This window comes from Microcella sp., assembly GCF_030645145.1.
Lineage (GTDB): Bacteria > Actinomycetota > Actinomycetes > Actinomycetales > Microbacteriaceae > Microcella.
The window spans coordinates 1-2,978 of the sequence record NZ_JAUSMI010000040.1; the positions used below are offsets into that span (position 1 = coordinate 1).

Genomic DNA, 2,978 nt, shown 5'->3' on the forward strand with positions numbered 1-2,978 from the left:
GGCGCCCGCGTTGAACAGGCGCATGAGGTCGTCCTGCAGCGAGAGGTAGAAGCGGCTCTCACCGGGGTCGCCCTGACGGCCCGAGCGACCGCGCAGCTGGTTGTCGATGCGGCGCGACTCGTGGCGCTCGGTGCCGAGCACGTAGAGGCCACCGGCGGCGATGACCTTCTCGGCCTCGACGGCGACCTGCTCCTTGACGCGGTCGAACACGGCGTCCCACTCCGCCTCGTACTCGTCGGGGGTGTCGATGGGGCTGAGCCCGCGCCCGTTCATCTCCGACACGGCGAGGAACTCGGCGTTGCCGCCGAGCATGATGTCGGTGCCGCGGCCCGCCATGTTCGTGGCGACGGTGACGGCGCCCACGCGGCCGGCCTGCGCGATGATCGCGGCCTCGCGCGCGTGGTTCTTGGCATTGAGCACCTCGTGGCGCACGCCGCGCTTGGCGAGCATGCGCGAGAGCAGCTCGCTCTTCTCGACGCTCGTCGTGCCGACGAGGACGGGCTGGCCCTTCTCGTGACGGCGGACGATGTCCTCCACGACCTGCTCGAACTTCGACTGCTCGTTCTTGTAGACGAGGTCGGGCTGGTCGATGCGCTGCATCGGCTTGTTCGTGGGGATCGCGACGACGCCGAGCTTGTAGGTGCTCATGAACTCGGCGGCCTCGGTCTCGGCCGTACCGGTCATGCCGGAGAGCTTCGAGTACAGGCGGAAGTAGTTCTGCAGCGTGACCGTGGCGAGGGTCTGGTTCTCGGCCTTGACCGTCACGCCCTCCTTGGCCTCGATCGCCTGGTGGATGCCCTCGTTGTAGCGGCGGCCGACCAGGATGCGGCCGGTGTGCTCGTCGACGATGAGGACCTCGCCGTTCATGACGACGTAGTCCTTGTCGCGCTTGAACAGGGCGGCGGCCTTGATCGCGTTGTTGAGGAAGGAGATGAGCGGGGTGTTCGCCGACTCGTAGAGGTTGTCGATGCCGAGGTAGTCCTCGACCTTCTCGATGCCGGGCTCGAGCACGCCGACGGTGCGCTTCTTCTCGTCGACCTCGAAGTCCTCGCCCGGGACGAGCCGGGTCGCGATGCGCGCGAACTCCTGGAACCAGCGGTTCGCCTCACCCGAGGACGGGCCGGAGATGATGAGCGGCGTGCGCGCCTCGTCGATGAGGATCGAGTCGACCTCGTCGACGATCGCGAAGAAGTGGCCGCGCTGCACCATGTCGCTCGACTGCCAGGCCATGTTGTCGCGCAGGTAGTCGAAGCCGAACTCGTTGTTCGTGCCGTAGGTGATGTCGGACGCGTACTGCTGACGGCGGACCTCGGGCGTCTGGCCGGAGAGGATGCAGCCCGTCGTCATGCCGAGGGCGCGGAAGATGCGGCCCATGAGCTCGGACTGGTAGCTCGCGAGGTAGTCGTTGACCGTGATGACGTGCACGCCGCGCGCCGGGATCGCGTTGAGGTACGCGGCGAGCGTCGCGACGAGGGTCTTGCCCTCACCGGTCTTCATCTCGGCGATGTTGCCGAGGTGCAGGGCGGCGCCGCCCATGAGCTGGACGTCGAAGTGGCGCATCCCGAGGGTCCGCTTCGCGGCCTCGCGCACCGCCGCGAAGGCCTCGGGCAGGAGATCGTCGAGGGACTCGCCGTTGCCGTAGCGCTCGCGCAGCTCGGCGGTCTCGTTCTTCAGCTCGTCATCGGTGAGGTCGGTGAAGTCGTCCTCGAGCTGGTTGATCGCGTCGGCGTACGCCTTCAGTCGACGGAGGATGCGGCCTTCGCCGACCCGGAGGACTCGCTCGAGAACATTCGCCACTTCGGTAACTCCACTCATCGAGCCCGCACGATCGGGGCCCTCAGGTCTCGGGGTCGCCGCACGGGATCGTTCCCGGGCATGCGGCGGCCCACCGCGAGGTGCGGCGGGCCCATGCTAGCAAGGTGCGCTCGACGGGTGCCGGGCGGCGGACGCGGGAGCGCCGGGTGCGCGACGTGCACGCACCCGGCGCTCCGGGCATCCCGCGCGAGGGGCGGCGGCGGCGCTCAGCCGCGACGGCGCGTCTTCGCCGGGGCCTCCTCCTCCGTCTCGAGGCCGATGACTCCGTAGTTCCAGCCGGTGCGCCGGTACACGACGCTCGGTCGGTCGGAGGCCGCATCGATGAAGAGGAAGAAGTCGTGGCCGACGAGCTCGAGCTGATCGACCGCCTCGTCGACCGTCATCGAGACCGCGGGGAAGACCTTCTCGCGCACGACGACGGGCGAGTACGACTCCTCGCCCTCCGCCGCGGGCTCCTCGACGATCGGGTGCTGGCCGGTCGCGACCTTCTCGATCATCTCGACGTCGGCCGGCGTGATGTCGACGACCCGGAAGCCGTCGGCCGAGGCCTCGCGCAGCGAGACCGGCCGATGCTGGCCGCGGTGCACCTTCTTCTTGTCCTTGGCCCGTCTCAGTCGTTCCAGGAGCTTGTCGATCGCGAGATCGAAGGCGACGTACTTGTCGCTGCCGGCCGATTCGGCCCGCACCACCGGGCCCGGCCCGACGAGGGTCATCTCCACACGGTCGTCTCCTGCGTGCCCGCCGGCCTTTTCGTGGTGTCGCGAGACCTTGATCTCGAGCGCGAGCGCACGATCGGCGAGGTGGGAGACCTTCTCCGCCTTCTCGGTGGCGTAGTCCCGGAACCTGTCGGTGATACCGATGTTCCGACCCGTGATGCTGATGTCCACGTCGACCTCCTTGACCGTTGAGCGTGCCGCCTGCGGTCAGGCGGTGATCACGCCTTCCATGACGACACGCTAGTCCTCTCCGCGCCCGATGTCACCGACGCCCCTGCCGTTCTCGCCTGCGCGACCTATGAAGGTGCTGACCGTCGTCGAGACGACCCCCGGCGCGGTCCACGGGATGGCCGACTCGCCCGCCCGCCGCGGCGTCGCGGCGATCGCGGCGCATCCCACGACCGCGGCGCCCGCTCGCGCGAGGGCGCGCGCCGCGGCGCGCAGGGT

General features: G+C 69.0%; 2 protein-coding genes. Both read right to left on the bottom strand.

Translation table 11 applies throughout. From position 1 onward, the window contains the following. On the bottom strand, positions 1 to 1,797 hold a 1,797-nt coding region (secA, locus tag Q7T15_RS02355; RefSeq protein ID WP_304692893.1), incomplete at its 3' end, for a preprotein translocase subunit SecA. A 224-nt stretch (positions 1,798 to 2,021) separates the two neighbouring features. Beyond that, positions 2,022 to 2,702 (bottom strand): ribosome hibernation-promoting factor, HPF/YfiA family, encoded by a 681-nt coding sequence (gene hpf / locus Q7T15_RS02360; protein ID WP_304692895.1) that lies wholly within the window; start codon positions 2,700 to 2,702, stop codon positions 2,022 to 2,024. Between the last annotated feature and the right edge of the window lie 276 nt (positions 2,703 to 2,978).